Source organism: Streptomyces sp. NPDC055962, assembly GCF_042270185.1.
Classification (GTDB): Bacteria; Actinomycetota; Actinomycetes; order Streptomycetales; family Streptomycetaceae; genus Streptomyces.
On the sequence record NZ_JBHJYN010000022.1, the window covers coordinates 47,354 to 63,243 of the forward strand.

Here is a 15,890-nt window from a genome sequence, read left to right on the forward strand (position 1 = left end):
CGCCGGTGAGCACGCAGCAGGACACGCCCCCCAGCAGAAAGGGACTGTTCCGGACCAAGACGGTCGAACAGTCCATCCGTGACACCGAGGAGCCGGAGCACGCGCTCAGGAAATCCCTCTCCGCGCTGGACCTCACGGTGTTCGGGGTGGGTGTCATCATCGGCACCGGGATCTTCGTCCTCACGGGCAAGGTCGCCAAGGAGACGGCGGGGCCCGCCACGGCTCTCGCCTTCGTCGCCGCGGGCATCGTCTGCGCGCTCGCCGCGCTCTGCTACGCCGAATTCGCCTCCACCGTCCCGGTCGCCGGTTCGGCGTACACCTTCTCGTACGCCTCGCTGGGGGAGCTGGTCGCCTGGATCATCGGCTGGGACCTGGTGCTGGAGTTCGCGCTGGGCACCGCGGTGGTGGCCGTCGGCTGGTCCGGCTACGTGCGCTCGCTCCTGGACAACATCGGCTGGACGATGCCCGAGGTGCTCTCCGGGCCCGATGTGGCGAGCGGGTTCGGCTTCGACGTCCTGGCGTCCGCCCTGGTGCTGATCCTGACCGTCATCCTGGTCCTCGGCATGAAGCTCTCCGCCCGGGTGACCACGGTCGTGGTGGCCATCAAGATCGCGGTCGTGCTCATCGTGATCATCGCGGGGGCGTTCTTCATCGACGCGTCGAACTACTCGCCCTTCATCCCCGAGGCCGAGGGCCAGACCACGGGCTCGGGCCTGGACGCACCGCTGGTGCAGCTGATCTTCGGGTACGAGCCGACCAACTTCGGCGTCATGGGCATCTTCACCGCAGCGTCCATCGTCTTCTTCGCCTTCATCGGCTTCGACGTCGTGGCGACGGCCGCCGAGGAGACCAAGCTCCCGCAGCGGGACATGCCGCGGGGGATCCTCGCCTCGCTCGTCATCTGCACGCTGCTCTACGTGGCCGTGTCGATCGTCGTCACCGGCATGCAGAACTACTCCGAACTCTCCGTCAGCGCCCCGCTCGCGGACGCCTTCAAGGCCGTCGGGCACCCCTTCTACGCGGGCGTCATCAGCTTCGGCGCGGCGGTCGGTCTCACGACGGTCTGCATGATCCTGCTGCTCGGCCAGACCCGGGTGTTCTTCGCGATGAGCCGGGACGGCCTGCTCCCGAGGTTCTTCTCCGTGACGCACCCGCGCTTCGGCACGCCCTACCGTCCGACGATCCTGCTCGGCGTGATCATCGCGATCGTGGCGGGCTTCACCAGCATCAACGAGCTGGCGACCCTGGTGAACATCGGCACGCTCTTCGCGTTCGTGGTCGTCGCGCTCGGCGTCATCGTCCTGCGCCGCACCCGCCCCGAGCTGCACCGCGCGTTCCGCACCCCCTGGGTGCCGGCGCTCCCGATCCTGTCGGTGGCGGCCTCGGTCTGGCTGATGCTGAACCTGCCGGCGGAGACCTGGCTGCGGTTCGGGATCTGGATGGTGCTGGGCGTGATCATCTACTTCGTGTACGGCCGCGGGAACAGCCGTATGGCGAAGGCCGACTGAGCCGGTCAGTCACGCCGCGTCGGCGGCAGCGGCCGTACCGTACGAGGGCCGGAGCACCGGGCCCCGTGCGCTTCGGCCCGCTGCCGCAGCTCGCGGTCGGCGGTGACCACGAGGCAGGACCGCACCCCCCGGGCGGCGCTGGCCAGCGCGACGACCAGGTCGTCGCCGCTGCCCGGCGCCGCCTCCACCCGTACCCCTGGCACGGACGGGACCCCGCGCGCGGCGCCCTCCACGACCAGCACGATCTCGACGGGACCGGTCTCCCCGGGCAGACCGTCGGCGGCGTACGGGACCAGGGAGTCCCGCAGCCGCTCGGCCGCCCCGCGCCGGTCCCGCCACCATCCGTCGGGTACGGAGCCGACGACATTGGCGGCGTCGACGATCACGAGGGTCTTCTCACCGGTCATCCCCGAAGGATGACAGGTCAGCCGCCGGTCGCCGGCGACTTCTTCGCCGACTCCGGGATCGTGCCGTCCGTCCGGATCGCCTTCCAGAGGTCCCCGGCCTGGGGCTCGGAGGCCACCACGCGGTTGGGGTCCTGCTTGTCGTAGGCGACGGGCAGCATGATCGTCTCCATGGTGGAGGGATCGACGCCGTTCATCGAGCGGGCGAACTCCGCGAGCGAGGTCAGCGAGGCGAGTCCCTCGTCGGTCGTGAGCGACTTGGTCGCGGAGTTGGCGATCTTGTAGGTGCTCGTCGGACTGCCCAGCAGGTCCTGCGACTTGATCTCCGTCAGCAGGGCGAGCAGGAACTGCTGCTGGAGCCCGATGCGGCCGAGGTCGCTGCCGTCGCCGATGCCGTGCCGGGTGCGGACGTAGGCGAGTGACTCGGTGCCGTTCAGCTTGTGCGTGCCGGCGGTCAGGTCGAGACCGGAGGACTTGTCCTTGATCGGCTGCTCGACGTCGACGGTGACCCCTCCGATCGCGTCGACGAGGTCCTTGAACCCGGCGAAGTTGATCTCCAGGTAGTGGTCGATCCGGACCCCGGACATCTTCTCCACGGTCTTGACCACACAGGCCGGGCCGACCTGCGAGTAGACGGAGTTGAACATGACCCGGTCCGCGGACGCCGTCTTGGAGCCGTCGGCCTTGACGCACTCGGGCCGGGTCACCAGGGTGTCGCGCGGGATGGACACCGCGGTGGCCTCGGTGCGGCCCTCGGGTATGTGGACGACCAGTGCGGTGTCGGAGCGTGCCCCGCTGACGGCGCCGCCCCCGCCCAGCTCCTGGTTCTCCGCCCCGGCACGCGAGTCGGAGCCGAGGACGAGCAGGTTCTGACCGGTGGTGGGGAGCTTCTCGGGGCGGTCCTCACCGAGCGCCTTGTTGATGTCGACGCCCTTGATGTTGCCCTCGAGGTCCTGGTACAGCCAGTACGCCGTGCCGCCGCCCGCGAGCAGGAGCACGAGGAGCACCCCGAGCGTGATCTTGAGGCCGCGGCGGCGCTTGCGTTCCTTCTTCCGGCCCCGGCCCCCCTCGCGCGATGCCGAGCGGCCGCTGCGGGGACCGGGTGTGCTCTCGTCGTGGCTCATCTGCTCGAGTCCTCAAATCTCGTCGCCCGGGGTGGGCGGGGAATCGGACGGGACTCGGGTGGGGGGCTGGACCGGTCCGTAAAAGTTCAACTGACCGAGCACTATAGAACAGACAAGCGCATGAACATGTGAACCAAGTGAACAAGGACCGGCTGATGGGTGGATCCTGTGTCGAACTACTATTCGCCCATGACGTGGTTGATAACGGGCGGGGCAGGGTTCATCGGGTCGCATGTGGTCCGGTCGATGCTGGCCGCGGGCGAACAGGTCGCCGTGTACGACGATCTCTCGACGGGTGACCCCTCCCGGGTCCCCGAGGGCGTCCCCTTCGTGAAGGGGACTACGCTCGACGCCTCCTGCCTGAGGCGCGCCATGGACGAGCTGTCGGTCCGGGGGGTGGTGCACCTCGCGGCGAAGAAGCAGGTGGCCGAGTCGGTGGCACGCCCCCTCCACTACTACGACGAGAACGTGCACGGCCTCCGGACCGTTCTGGAAGCGGCGGCCGGCAGCGGGATCCGTGCGTTCCTCTTCTCCTCGTCCGCGGCGGTGTACGGCATGCCCGACGTCGACCTGGTGACGGAGGACACGCCCTGCGCGCCGATCAACCCGTACGGCGAGACGAAACTCGCCGGCGAGTGGATGGTCCGCGCGGCCGGGAAGGCGCACGGAATGGCGACCGCCTCGATGCGCTACTTCAATGTCGCGGGGGCGGCGACGCCGGAACTCGCCGACACCGGCGTCTTCAACCTCGTGCCCATGGTCTTCGAGAAGCTCACCCAGGGCCGGGCCCCGGTGGTCTTCGGTGAGGACTACGGGACCCCGGACGGCACCTGTGTGCGCGACTTCATCCATGTCGACGACATCGCCTCGGCGCATCTCGCCGCGGCGCGGGCCCTTCTGGACCGGGAGCCCGGCACGGACCTGACCGTCAACGTCGGACGCGGCGCAGGCGTGTCGGTGCGCGAGATGATCGACCTCATCGGCGACGTGACCGGGTACGGAGCCGACGCGGCACCCGTCACCGCGGCACGGCGGCCGGGGGACCCGGCGCGGGTGGTCGCCTCGGCCGACCGGATCCGCGACGACCTCGGCTGGTCCGCGCTCCACGACGTCCGCTCGATGGTGGCGTCCGCCTGGGAGGGCTGGTGCCTTCGGCATCCGGACGCCCGCCGGTGAGCCGGGGGTGACCGCTCCCGGCACCTGATGCTCCGCAGTCCGTCCACGAACGTCCCACGCCTCCGTCCGACCTGTGACGGGAGCGCGATGCCCTGAGAGGGTGACGACACATCATGCGAGGTCTCTCCCTCGACGAAGCCGGACGCACCGGATCCGGCCCGGACACCGGGACGGTGACCGGAGGCCCCTGGCTGCTGGCAGGTCATGACGGCCGGCTGACCGTCTACGTACACGCCGGCGGCGCGGTGCTGCGCTGGACGGAAGAGGCTCCGGGATCCCGGCGCTGGTCCGGCCCCGACCCGGTGCCGGCCAAGGGCATCACCGACCTCACCGTGGTCCAGGGCCAGAACCGTTACGCCCACTTCCTCGGGCGCCGGACGCGTCCGCGCGCCGACGACTGGTCCACGGTGGACGTCGTGCGTGCCACCCAGTACCAGACCGGCCGTCCGATGACGGAGTGGCGTTCGCTGGGCAATCCCTTCAAGGAGATCGCCCGGGCGGTCGAGATCGGCGGTCCCAGCGGGGCCGTCGCCGAGGACGGAGCCCTCCACGTCTGCGTCCCCACCGGGCTGGGCGCGCTCGCCCTGCGCCGTGAGGACAAGCAGGGCCGGTGGGAGGCGTGGGGGAAGCTGCCCGCCGCCGGGGTCACCGACCGGCCCGCTCTCGCGGCCACCTCCACCGGACTGGTCGAGGCGCTGGTCCCCGCGCGTACGGGGGCGCTGCACCTCTGCCAGCAGAAGGCCGGCGGTCCCCTGGAGCCGGGGTACGAGGTCGGTGCCGTGCCCCTGCCCGGCTCCGTGAGTGCGCTGGAGACGGCGCCGGGGCGGCTGACGTACTACCTGACCGATGTGCGCGGCGCCGGGGTCGCCGCCTTCCGCGCGGGACGCTGGCCGATCCCCCTGGGCGGCGAGCCCGGGGACGGGCGGATCAGCGCGGTGCGCACGATGCTGGACGGCATGGACTGCACGGTGCTCGCCTTCAGGAGCCTCACCGGGACGGTCCGGCTCGGGGCCTGTGCGACGGAGGGGGAGCAGAGCGGCTTCTGGTGGACCGACACCGGCAGGCGGTGCGCGGGTGATCCCTCACTCGCCGTCGACGGCCGGGGACGGATGGCCGTGGCCGTGGTGGGGGCCGACGGGCGGCCGGTGGTGGCCCGGCAGGTGGACGGTCAGGGCCTGACCCTGAGCGACTGGCGCCGGATATGAGCCGTACTGCGCAGGGGGAACCGGGAAAGGACGGAAGACGTGGCCCGAAGGGCGAGTGACGGTACGGCGGGAAGGTCCGAGCCCGGCAGTGCCGCGCGCGGGGAGTTCCGGCAGGTGGCGGTCGTCGCCTCCGGCCCCGCCGACGCGGCCGCCCTGGTCCGGGCCGAGGGCCCCGGTACCGCGATCCGTGTCCTGTGCGTGGACGAGGGGAGCAAGGACGAGCGTGCCGCGCTGGAGCGGGCCCTCGGCGAGGCTTCCCGGCGTGGGTGCCAGGTGCCCGGCGGCCCGGCGTTCACCGGCCGGGACGGCGACGTCGGCGCGGCCCTGCTGCGGGAGCTGCGGGCACTGCGTCCCCGGTGGGTCCGGTCGGCGGACCCCGATCCGGTGCGTGCGGGCTACGACGCGGACGCGGGCGTACCCGTGCACGACGAGCCCCACCGGGCCGCCGCCGCGCTGGAGGCACTGGCCGCGGTGCGCGCCTGGCAGACGGAGTCGGGCACTCCCGTCTTCGTCGACTGCGGCCGGGCGGCGGCCGACGAGAAGCTGGACGCCGCCGCGGCCTCGCGCTACCCGCGCACGGTGAACTGGCTGACGGAGGGGTTCGACGGCAGGCTGACGGCGTTCCTGCCCTCCGCCGCGGGTGTGGTCCGGTGGGTCCAGTCGGAGCCCGAGGGCACCGGCTGGCTGGGGCCGGAGCTGCTGCCGGGTCCCCGTCTGATGCCCGGGCTGTCCGTGGTGCGGGACCCCCACGGCTTCGTGCACCTGCTGGCGCTGCGCCGCACGGCACGCGAGGGCGGGGGTGACGACGTGGAGATCGTGCACGCCGTGCAGTACCGCTCCGGACAGCCGCTCACCCCGTGGCACTCGCTGGGCAGCCCCAACCCCGGGGACCGGTACAAGAGCAGGGAAGGCGGCTTCCCCGTCGCCGGTTTCGACGGCGCGGGCGGCTTCCTCGTCTTCGCCCGGAACTTCGGGCACAGCGTGAGCTACCGCCGGCAGTCGCCCGACGGCGCCTGGACCCGGTGGTACCACCTGCGGGGTCTCCGGGTGGCCGACGACCTGGTGACGGTGACCACCGGGCGCGGTGAGGTCGAGCTCTACGCCCGTGCGCGCGACTCCGACGCCGTGGTGCGCTGGTCCCGGTCCGGGCCGGGCGGCGAGTGGGCCGAGGACCGGAGCGTGCCCTTCACTCCCGTGCCGGGCTCGATGTCCGCGGGCCCGGAACCGGGCACGGTCCTCTTCCGGGACCTGCTGACGAACGAGCCCGGCATCTGGTGGCCGGGAGCTCCCGCACCTCTGCCGCTCGGCGGCGCCGAGGGCAGCGGGCCCCTGACCGGTGCCCGGGGCGTGGAGGTGGACGGCTGGTCCTACGCGCTCGTGGTCCGTTCGGGCCCTGGTGGGGAGAGCGCCGTCGGTGCCTACGCGGAGGGCCGTCCCGACGCGGGCGTGTGGTGGAGCGACGCCGGAACGACTTCGTCCCTTCCGTCCGCGGCTGTCCGGTCGCGGAACGGAATGGTCACATTGGCGGCTGTCACCGCCGGGGGGCGACTGGCGATCGCTCACCGTACGTCACGGACAAGCGGGCTGGAATTTGAATCCTGGTACACGGTGTGACGGTCTCCGACCGATAACGCTCTCCAGGAGTCGGAATGATAACGACACTGGTCCAGAACAGTTCAGTTCTTGATAAAGTCTGTGAATCTTTCATGTGAAGGACCGGGGGGGACCTGGTGAACATGAAGGCCCCTCGTCGTCTGCCCGTGCGCGGACGAGGGCTGTTTGCTGGTTCTTCATTACTGAGGGGTTATGGCCAAGCTGTCCCTGCGCGCCGTCCAGAAGCTGACATGCAAGAAGCGTGACGCCTGGTGGACGGTGATCCTCGTCGATCCCGTGGCGACCCGCATGCTCATCGTCATGGCGCGGTTCGGCTTCATCACGCCCAACCGGGTCACCTGGGCGGCGCTGTTCGTGGGGCTGGGGTCGGCCGCATTCTTCCTCGAGGGCGACCCGCTCTCCCTCGCCATCGGCGCCGCGCTGTACCACCTGAGCTTCATCTTCGACTGCATCGACGGAAAGCTGGCACGGCTCAAGGGCAACGGAACGATCTTCGGCGGATGGCTCGACTACGTCTTCGACCGTATCCGCGTGCTCTTCTGCGCGCTGGCCCTGATGGGCGGCCAGTACCTCCGCAACGGTGACGAGCGGTATCTCCTGGCCGCTCTCATGGTCGTCTTCCTCGACATGCTCCGCTACGTCGACGCCCTGCAGATCTACAAGATGCGCATGTCCATGCGTACGAAGATCGAGAAGGTCACCAAGGAGAAGCTGGAGGCCGAGCGCGCGGCCGCAGCCGAGGCGTCGGCCGGCCGGCCGGTGGCCGAGGCGGAGCCGCAGCAGATCCAGTTCATGGAGGACCTGCTGCGCGAGAATCCGGAGGCCGAGGCGGAGACCCTCAAGGAACAGGCGTCGGCCGCCCACGTGGTGGACCTGCACGCCCAGTTCCGCCATCGCTTCCCGTGGTACCAGCGGGTGCGGCACGCGATGCTGGGCAGCCGTATCAGGCCGCACCTCATCAGCGGCATCGAGTTCCAGATGTTCATCTTCATCATCGGCCCGCTGATCGGCCAGATCCTGATGACCACCCTCGTCTCGGCGGCTCTGCTCGGAGCCTTCGAGCTGATCATCATGTACAAGTTCTGGCTCTCCACCCGTGACTTCACGAACGTGATGGCCGAGCTCAGCTCGGCGCCGTCCACGGCGGGCACGATCTCACCCCAGATGCACCGGGGCCGTCACCGCCGGGGAGTCGAAGAGGGGCTGCGCGACGCGGAGCGGCTGCTGGAACAGCAGCCGGACGACGACCCCGGCTTCCAGCCCTACCCCCAGCCGTACACGGCGCACGTGCCGGAGCAGCGGTACGCGTACCACGAGGAATGGCCGGCCGCAGAAACGTATCAGCAGCCTGCCCGCACCTACGGCTACCCGGCTCAGGGCGAGCGCCTGTACGCCGCGCCCCACGCGACCCTGCCGGAGACGGGCGGATACCGGGAAGGCGACCGATGAGCAACGACCAGGACACCCCCGAGGTCTGGGTGACCGTCGTCATCCCCGCCTACAACGCGGCGACGACCATCGCCAAGGCGCTCCAGTCGGCGGTGAACCAGACGTACGAACTGGTCGAGATCGTCATCGTCGACGACGCCTCGACGGACAACACCCTCGACATCGTCAAGAGCTTCGCCGGTACCGACGGACGGGTCCGGGTGCTGCGCCGGCCCACCAACAGCGGGGGAGTCGGAGCTCCGCGGAACATGGGCATCGCCCAGGCCGCCGGCCAGTACGTCATGTTCCTGGACGCGGACGACGAGCTGCCGCCCCGGGCCTGCGAGCTCCTCGTGGCGGGCGCGCTGGAGACCGGCAGCGACATCACCGCGGGCAAGGCGGTCCGCGTCAACCGGGCCACCGGCGAGTCCGAGGGGTGGGCTCCCGAGGTGTACGCGATGCGTCGTACCGTGCCGGGCCTCGCCGAGTTCCCGCTGATGCTGACCGACCCGATCGCGGCGGCCAAGCTGTACCGCGTCGACTTCCTCCGCAGCGGCGGGGTGTGGTTCCCCGAGGGCGTGTTCTACGAGGACACCTACTTCTCCACGGTGGCGGGCTGCGTCGCCGACGGCATCACCGTCATCACCGATCCCGTCTACCGCTGGATGTGGGAGCCCGACGGCGGCTCGATCACCGGCCGCACCGGCGAACTGCGCAGCATCACGGACCGGGTCGCCGTGCACCGCGCCACCGACGCGTTCCTGCTCGACCGGGGCCTGTGGTCGCTCAAGATCCGCAAGGACTCGAAGTTCCTCGCGCACGACCTGCGGCTGTACATGCGGGCGCTGTCGGAGGGCGACCCCGAGTTCCAGCAGGGCTTCGCCGAGATCGCCAGCAACTACCTCTTCTCGATCAGCGAGGAGGCCTTCGAACTGTGCGACCCGGTCGACCGGGTCCGTGCCTACCTCCTCATGTACCAGGAGACCGAAGCGGCGCTGACGACGCTGGACTACGCCCAGCGCAGGAGCACGCTCTCCTCCTTCCTCGTGGAGGAGGAGGGCCGCGTCTACTGGTCCGGCGACCACCTCCACCTGCCGGACGCGCGGCGGATGCTCGACGTCACGGAACTCGGCCTGGCGACGGCGAACCTCTCCCAGGTGCCGCTCTTCGCCCAGCTGGACCGCTGGAACGTCAAGGGCGTGGAGCTGCGGTTCGAGGGCCGGCTGGCCAACCGGTTCGGCCGGATCGGTTCGGGCGACGACCTCAAGCTGTCCCTGGCGGTCCGCAACCGGCACACCAAGCGGGACGTCACGGTGCCGATAGGCGGGCACCGGGTGGACGAGCGGTTCATCACGTTCGACGGCGTGGTGGACCTCGCCGCCGTGCTCGGGAAGGAGTTCTCCGAGAGCACCGTCTGGAACGTGTCGGTCGTCGTCGAGTGGAACCGGAGCCGCTCCCGCTCGCCGCTGAACGTGCGCGACGTGGAGCTCACCGGGCTGACCTTCCCCGCACGGGACGAGGAGCTGGAGGGGTACCGCACGATCAGCGGAAACCTCGCCCTGCGGTGCGCCGTGGCCGGACGCCGGACCTTCGAGACCGAGCAGAACGACCCCACTGCGCCGTGGATGTGGTGGCGCAGCCTGGTCCACGCGCCGATCGCCACCCTCGACTACCCCTTCGAGATGGCCGTCGTCGTGCCCTGCTACAACGTGGCCGCCTACCTGGACGACTGCCTCGGCTCCGTCGCGGCACAGCTGGGCTTCGCCGCGACGCAGGTCGTCCTGGTGGACGACGGCGCCACGGACGAGACCCCGCAGATCCTCGACCGATTCGCCGCGCGCTACGCGAACGTCACGGTGATCCACCAGGAGAACGGCGGCCTGGGGAACGCGCGCAACAACGGCCTCGACCAGGTGACCGCGCCCTACGTCACCTTCCTCGACTCCGACGACATCCTGGGCGAGGACGCCCTGGCGAAGATGCTCCAGGCGGCGTGGCGGGACGGTTCGGAGGTCGTGGTGGGGGACCTGGTGAACTTCCCCGACCGTCCCTACGGTCCCTGGAAGAAGTACTTCGGCAAGGGCGACCGCCTGGTCGACGACTTCGCCTCGGTGCCGGACCTGATCTTCAGCGGATCCGCCTGCAACAAGCTGTTCAGCACCGGGCTTCTTCGCCGTCTGGGCGTGCGCTTCGGCGAGGGGGTCCACTTCGAGGACTCCTGGGTGACGCTTCCCAGCATGCTGCGGGCCGGCACGATCAGCATCGTCGACGAGCCGGTCTACTACTACCGGGGCCGCCCGGACGGCTCCTCGATCATGGACTCGCTGTGGAGCAAGCCGGCGAACTACCGTGACCACCTGCGGCTCAACCACTTCCTGCTGAACTACACGGCGGACGAACGGGCCGACATCCGGCACATGTTCCAGCGCTACGTGACGCGCACCTACAAGGGCTTCCTGTGCAACGCGCGGAACGTCATGGCGAGATCGCAACTGGCGGAGATGTTCCCGGACATCTGCCGGCACTACGCGCAGATCCCGGACGACGTCATCCTCGAGTTCGCGACGAATCCCGCGCAGCAGCTCGACCACTACGCCGCCAAGAGCGGCAACTTCGAGCTCTTCTGCGACCCCGCCCCGGCCCTGGAGGATGCGCCGCTCGCGCTGGAGATCGACGACATCGGCTTCTACCGGACCTTCGCCGGAGGGACGGTGGACACCCGGACGGCGCGCGTCAACGATCCGAACGTGGTGGTGGAATCCGTCCGCACCCGCGGCGACGTCCTGGTCGTCGAAGGATGCATGGCCTTTCCCGGCATGGACGTGAGCGGCCCCCTGCGCAACCGGCTCGAGCTCGTCCACCAGACCGCTCACGCCAAGGTGTCCGTGCCTCTGCGGCAGGTCGCCCGCCGCGACCTGTGGAACGCGCGCAACGGACGGGACCTGTACGCCGGGTGGTACGCGGAGATCCCCGTCGCGGAGCTGGTGCGCGGCGGATTCGGCGTCGGCGACTTCCGGCTCCGGGTGCTGCAACAGGACGGCCGGCGACAGCGCAACGTCGTCATGAAGGCCCGGCTGCCGCTGCACCGCCTCAAGGGCCCCGGACGGATCGCAGGCCACCCCTATCTGCTGACCATCGGTGGCCAGGAGGCGCTCCACCTGCGCCTCGTGAACCGCACGGCCGTCGCGCGGACCAAGCACGCCGCATGGCGTTTCGCCCGCGAGGTGCGCATCCTCAAGCAGCGAAATCCGGGCTGGCGCATGCGCCTGGCCTACTGGATCACGTACCCGTTCCTCAATTCACGCGAGATCTGGCTCATCGGTGAGCGGTCGGACACCGCGCAGGACAACTCGTACCACTTCTTCCGGTGGATGCGGACGCAGCGCAAGCGCCGCAAGGCGTACTACGTCATCGACAGGAACGCCGCCGACCACGCGAAGGTCGCCCCGTACGGCAGGGTGATCCAGCTCGGCTCGTTCAAGCACCGGATGTACCTCCTCCACGCCACCAAGCTGATCGGGTCGTACGACTCCGAGTCCTATCTGCTGCCGGAGGGCTACCGGAAGGTGCTGTTCCTGCACCGCTTCGGCGAGCTGCTGAAGTACCAGCGCGTCTTCCTCCAGCACGGCATCATCTACAACGACGTGACCACCGGCGTGGACCAGCGGATCACCAGCTACGACATGATCGTCACCACCGGCCGTCAGGAACGCGAGTACCTCGCGCAGGAGGCCGGTTTCGGTGACCGTGCCGTCCTGGCGGGGCTGCCCCGCTTCGACGCGCTCCAGCGCAGGCCGGCGGAGCGCCCGCGCATCCTGCTGATGCCGACCTGGCGCCAGTGGATCGTCACGGCCTCGTACAAGAAGTCCGCGGGCCCGGCGAAGACGGCGTTCACGCAGTCGGAGTACTTCCGCTTCTACCGCTCGCTGCTCTCCGACCGGCGGCTCGCCGCCGCGCTGGAGCGCTTCGGGGTCGACCTGGAGTTCTTCCCCCACTACGAGATCCGCCCCTACCTGCACAACTTCCGGATCGAGTCCTCCACGATCCGGGTGGCCGACCCGAAGACCCGCAACGTGCAGGACGCCATGAGGGAGTGCTCCCTCATGGTCACCGACTACTCCTCGGTGTTCTTCGACGTGGCGTACATGGGCATCCCGCTCGTCTACGTCCCCTTCGACGAGGAGGACTTCTACGGCCGCCACTACAAGCGGGGGTACTTCAACCTCGCCGAGCACGGTTTCGGGCCGGTCTGCCGGACCGTGGACCACGCCGTGGACGAGATCATCGCCACCATGAGCCGGCGGTTCACGGTGGAGAGTCCCTACCGGGAACGCGCCGAGCACTTCTTCGCCCACCAGGACGACGGGAACTGCGCGCGCGTGTTCGAGGCCATCGACGCGCTGGGAGCGGCGAGCGCGAACCGGCTGGCGCCGAAGGGACCGGTCGCGGAACTGACCGCCCGGCCATGGAGCGACCTCACGCAGCCGGCCTACGGCGTGGACGGTACGGAGATCATCCGGCACGGCCGGGACACCGCGGACGGGAGCTGGGAACGTGCTGTCTGACGGAACGACGGGCGCCGGACCGTGCCGCATATTCCTCGCGGGCGGCTCCGCGGTCGTCCACCGGGAGCAGAGCAAGGCACCCATGACCGGCTGGGGGCAGGTCTTCCACTTCTTCTTCGGACCGGAGGTGGAGATCGTGAACTGCGCCCGCGCCGGAGCGAGCGCGCGCACCTTCGCCGAGCGGGGCCGGCTGGAGTGGATCCTGCAGAACATCCGCCCCGGCGACTACCTGCTGGCGTCGTTCGGGATGAACGACGCGAAGCCGGAGAAGTGGCTGCGCACGGAGGCGTACGGCGATTTCCCGTACCACCTGCGGAAGTTCATCGACGGGGCGCGGGAGCGCAACGCCCACCCGGTGCTGGTCAGCCCGCACGAGAAGGACACCCACGACGTGCACGGCAACCTGCCGCGCAGCATCACGGAGTATCCGATGGCGATGCGTGATCTCTCCGTCGAGACGAGCGTCCCCTACATCAACCTCTACGACCAGAGCCTGGCCTGGTGGGAGGAGCTGGGCCCCGAGGGGGTACGCCCCTTCTTCGTCCACCTCGAACCGGGTGAGCACCCGAACTACATCGAGGGCTTCCACGATCCGGGGCACCTCGTGCCGGCGGGCGCCATCGCCTGCGCACGGTACGTGGCCTACTCCCTGGTGGCGCAGAGAATCATCCCGCCGCACTGGGTCGTCAACCTCGACCGTCCGGACTTCCCGCCGGAGTGGGTGACCTGGCTCGACGACGACACCCACGCCGCACTGACGAAGGCGCGTACGGCGGGACGATCCGAAGGCGGCACACCATGAGCGCGTTCACGATCGCCCGGATGCGCAGCATCCAGGCCGACGACCCCTCCGTCGTCTGTCATCTGGAGCTGCGGTCGGCGGCGGACCCGCGATGGCCCGTCCGGCCCGGGCAGAAGATCGACTTCGAGCTGACGCTCACGCCGTCCGGTGCGGGCACGCGCTACTACGGCTACCTCATGGCCGTCTCCTTCGAGAAGGTCGCCGTCATGGACCGTATGTCGGGGATGAGCCTCCTCCCGGCCGGCGGCCGGTACGCCACCTCGACCGGGCCGGGGGAGCAGAGGGTCGCCAAGTTCACCCTGGAGGTGAACAGGAACGCCGCACCCGACGCCTTCCTCGTCCCCGTCCTGCGCGCGGGGATCATCGCCGACGGCGGCAAGAGCCTCACGTCCACCACCTTCTCCCTGAAGAACCACGGCTTCCGTATCGCCTCCCTGCCCCCGCTGGGCCGGAGCATGATCGTGATGCCCGGTGGGCGGGGGGTGCTGAAGGGCCTCGCCGACGGTTTCGGCGACGACGTGAGACTGGCCGGTGCCGGCCCGGCGCGACACGGTGTGATCGGCGTCGAGGCGGACGGATCGGTCACCTACGACCCCTTCCCCGGCCATGTCGGGTACGACTGGTTCGACTACGTGCTGGCGACCGCGGACGGGCGGCTGACGTCCGGCAGGGTGACGGTCCACGTGGGGGACCTGGGCGTCGTCCCCGGCGTGCTGGGAGCGGCGTGGGCCCCGGGCGCCTGAGCGGACGACGCCCCGCGCGCCGCGCCCGGCGATGGGCCGGTCCGCTGCTCGCCCTGCTCGCCTGCGCGCAGGGGTGCTCCGCCCCCGTGCCCCACGGCGGCGGGCCCGCGCAGGGTCCCGCGCGGACCGTCGAAGAGTGCTCCCGCGTCCTTCCCTGCGGGGTGACGGCGAAGCGGGTCACCCGCCATCTCGATGACGGGAGGGCCGTCCGGATCAGTGTGGTCTCCGTGGCGCCCTCCGCCGGCGTGGAGGTGAGGGTGGTCCACGGCGCGCACGTTGCGACCGCCGGGACCGTGGAGCAGCTGGCGCACCTCGCAGGGGCCGTGGCGGCCGTCAACGGTGCCTTCTTCGCCACCGTCGAGCTTCCGGGGTACCCCGGCTATCCGGGAGACGTCCTCGGCGTCGAGGTCGCCGACGGCCGGATCGTGAGCGAGGCGGCCGACGGGGCCACCGCGCTGATCCTCCCCGGGCCGGGAGGCGGCCGGCCGCGCGTCGACGAGGTCGCGACCCGTCTGACCCTGCGCGCGGACGACGGTGCACGCCGCGAGCTCGACGGTGTGAACCGGGTCCCCGGCAGGATCCTCGGCTGCGGGGGAACGGGCGGCGACCTCTTGGCCGCGACCCGGAAGCCGGAGTCCCGGCCCCGGCACAACCAGCTCTGTGTGGACGACAGCGAGATCGTCGCGTTCGGGCCGGAGTGGGGGGTCAGCTCACCACCGGGCGCCGACGGCAGCGCGGAGGTCCTGCTCGACGGGCGGGGCAGGGTGACAGACGTACGCAGGCCGGCCGGCGGCCGCATCCCGCGGGGCGGCAGCACACTGGCCGGCATCGGCGAGGGGGCGGACTGGCTCCTCGCACACGCGAGGAGAGGCCGGCGGGTCGCCCGTGACGTGCAGGTGACCGGCCGGGAGGGCGGGAGCGTCCTCGCCGGGCACACGGACGTCATCGGAGCCGGGCCCGCACTCGTCCGCGACGGCAAGCAGTGGATCAACAGCGCGGCGAACGGCTTCGCCCCCGGAGCACGGGACGAGCGGGAGCCCCGCACCGTGGCCGCGGTGAAGAAGGACGGCACCCTGCTGCTGGCCGTCTTCGACGGAAGGACCGCGTCCAGCGCCGGGGTGTCCCTGGTGGAGGCCGCCGAGGAGGTCCTCAGGATGGGAGCCGTGGAGGCGGTGAATCTGGACGGCGGCGGATCCAGCACCGCCGTGGTCGGGGGCGAGCTGCTCAACGAGCCGTCCGACGGTGAGCAGCGGCCGGTCGCCGACGCGCTGGCCGTGGTGCCGAGGTAGCACCCGGCACGGGCAGGGGCCGGGCCGCACGG

Annotated in this window: 11 protein-coding genes; 9 read left to right on the forward strand and 2 right to left on the reverse strand. The window is 70.4% G+C overall.

The annotated features are described in order from the left end of the window. Positions 1-5: 5 nt before the first annotated feature. Positions 6-1,508, forward strand: a complete 1,503-nt coding sequence (locus ACFC51_RS34915) for an amino acid permease (RefSeq protein WP_376532765.1) — start codon at positions 6-8, stop codon at positions 1,506-1,508. Positions 1,509-1,513: 5 nt separating this feature from the next. Here the strand turns inward: ACFC51_RS34915 and ACFC51_RS34920 are convergent, their stop codons facing one another. Together ACFC51_RS34920 and ACFC51_RS34925 are read right to left on the reverse strand one after the other, a co-directional pair. Further along, positions 1,514-1,915 carry an NTP pyrophosphohydrolase gene (locus tag ACFC51_RS34920; protein WP_376532767.1) on the reverse strand — a complete coding sequence of 134 codons (402 nt, stop codon included), beginning with the start codon at positions 1,913-1,915 and terminating at the stop codon, positions 1,514-1,516. Positions 1,916-1,932: 17 nt separating this feature from the next. Next, positions 1,933-3,036, reverse strand: coding sequence for an LCP family protein (locus tag ACFC51_RS34925; protein ID WP_376376592.1), 1,104 nt, complete (start codon positions 3,034-3,036; stop codon positions 1,933-1,935). Between the two features lie 189 nt (positions 3,037-3,225). Between ACFC51_RS34925 and galE the strand changes: the two genes are divergently transcribed. The 8 genes from galE to ACFC51_RS34965 all read left to right on the forward strand — a co-directional run bounded on the left by galE (position 3,226) and on the right by ACFC51_RS34965 (position 15,858). Continuing rightward, on the forward strand, positions 3,226-4,212 hold the full coding sequence (gene galE / locus ACFC51_RS34930; RefSeq protein WP_376376590.1) for a UDP-glucose 4-epimerase GalE: 987 nt from the start codon (positions 3,226-3,228) through the stop codon (positions 4,210-4,212). Between the two features lie 113 nt (positions 4,213-4,325). Further along, positions 4,326-5,417, forward strand: a complete 1,092-nt coding sequence (locus ACFC51_RS34935) for a hypothetical protein (protein ID WP_376376588.1) — start codon at positions 4,326-4,328, stop codon at positions 5,415-5,417. 39 nt (positions 5,418-5,456) lie between these two features. After that, complete coding sequence (locus tag ACFC51_RS34940; RefSeq protein ID WP_376532769.1) at positions 5,457-7,031, forward strand: hypothetical protein; 1,575 nt, start codon at positions 5,457-5,459, stop codon at positions 7,029-7,031. A gap of 192 nt (positions 7,032-7,223) precedes the next feature. Continuing rightward, complete coding sequence (locus ACFC51_RS34945; protein ID WP_376532771.1) at positions 7,224-8,480, forward strand: CDP-alcohol phosphatidyltransferase family protein; 1,257 nt, start codon at positions 7,224-7,226, stop codon at positions 8,478-8,480. Continuing rightward, a complete protein-coding gene (locus tag ACFC51_RS34950) occupies positions 8,477-13,024 on the forward strand; it encodes a glycosyltransferase (protein ID WP_376376582.1) in 4,548 nt (1,515 codons plus the stop codon). Before ACFC51_RS34945 ends, ACFC51_RS34950 begins: the two co-directional genes overlap by 4 nt. Beyond that, the gene (locus ACFC51_RS34955) at positions 13,014-13,826 is read left to right on the forward strand and encodes a rhamnogalacturonan acetylesterase (RefSeq protein WP_376376580.1); all 813 of its coding nucleotides are present in this window, start codon (positions 13,014-13,016) and stop codon (positions 13,824-13,826) included. The genes ACFC51_RS34950 and ACFC51_RS34955 overlap by 11 nt, the downstream gene beginning before the upstream one ends. Then, the gene (locus ACFC51_RS34960) at positions 13,823-14,569 is read left to right on the forward strand and encodes an Ig-like domain-containing protein (protein WP_376376578.1); all 747 of its coding nucleotides are present in this window, start codon (positions 13,823-13,825) and stop codon (positions 14,567-14,569) included. The genes ACFC51_RS34955 and ACFC51_RS34960 overlap by 4 nt, the downstream gene beginning before the upstream one ends. Beyond that, entirely contained in the window at positions 14,551-15,858 is a 1,308-nt protein-coding gene (locus tag ACFC51_RS34965) for a phosphodiester glycosidase family protein (protein WP_376532773.1), read from the forward strand. The genes ACFC51_RS34960 and ACFC51_RS34965 overlap by 19 nt, the downstream gene beginning before the upstream one ends. The last annotated feature ends 32 nt before the right edge of the window (positions 15,859-15,890 follow it).

Excerpts from the sequence above, each read along its gene's own strand:
- ACFC51_RS34920 (WP_376532767.1), bottom strand. The coding sequence starts at position 1,915 with ATGACCGGTGAGAAGACCCTCGTGATCGTCGACGCCGCCAATGTCGTC.
- ACFC51_RS34925 (WP_376376592.1), bottom strand. The coding sequence starts at position 3,036 with ATGAGCCACGACGAGAGCACACCCGGTCCCCGCAGCGGCCGCTCGGCA.
- galE (WP_376376590.1), top strand. The coding sequence starts at position 3,226 with ATGACGTGGTTGATAACGGGCGGGGCAGGGTTCATCGGGTCGCATGTG.
- ACFC51_RS34935 (WP_376376588.1), top strand. The coding sequence starts at position 4,326 with ATGCGAGGTCTCTCCCTCGACGAAGCCGGACGCACCGGATCCGGCCCG.
- ACFC51_RS34945 (WP_376532771.1), top strand. The coding sequence starts at position 7,224 with ATGGCCAAGCTGTCCCTGCGCGCCGTCCAGAAGCTGACATGCAAGAAG.
- ACFC51_RS34950 (WP_376376582.1), top strand. The coding sequence starts at position 8,477 with ATGAGCAACGACCAGGACACCCCCGAGGTCTGGGTGACCGTCGTCATC.
- ACFC51_RS34960 (WP_376376578.1), top strand. The coding sequence starts at position 13,823 with ATGAGCGCGTTCACGATCGCCCGGATGCGCAGCATCCAGGCCGACGAC.